Consider the following 472-nt stretch of genomic DNA (forward strand, 5'->3'; position numbering starts at 1 on the left):
CATATCGGGCCTGCTGGCAGCGTCTGATCAGGCTGTAAAGTGGCTGGTGCAGCAATCAATGGCCTATGGCGAGTATGTTTCGGTGACCCCGTTCTTTAACTGGGTGCACCTATGGAACACCGGTGCCGCATTCAGTCTTTTTGCGAATGGTGGAGGCTGGCAGCGCTACTTATTTATCGGAATCGCGGTAGTGGTCTCGATTTTTCTGATCAAGCTGATCCTTGAAAATCGTCATAAAGGAGAAGCCATCGCTTACAGTCTTATCCTCGGTGGCGCCATGGGCAACCTGATTGACCGGGTCTTTCGCGGCTATGTTGTGGATTCCTTTGATTTCTATTGGCGAGACTGGCATTGGCCGGCCTTCAACCTGGCTGATATTGCAATTGTCCTCGGTGCCTTACTTTTCGTTTCCAGCAGCTTGTTGGGTAAAAAAGCAAACACCAATGCCGAGCCGGATGGATCTGACTGACAC

The 472-nt window shown here is 51.1% G+C and carries 1 protein-coding gene; it reads left to right on the forward strand.

Translation table 11 applies throughout. The features are described from left to right. Positions 1-469 (forward strand): signal peptidase II (lspA, locus tag LGT40_RS00245; RefSeq protein WP_264177778.1); only part of this gene is annotated, 469 nt, incomplete at its 5' end. Positions 470-472 lie beyond the last annotated feature (3 nt).

The sequence above is a fragment of the Methylophaga pinxianii genome (assembly GCF_020447225.1).
Lineage (GTDB): Bacteria > Pseudomonadota > Gammaproteobacteria > Nitrosococcales > Methylophagaceae > Methylophaga > Methylophaga pinxianii.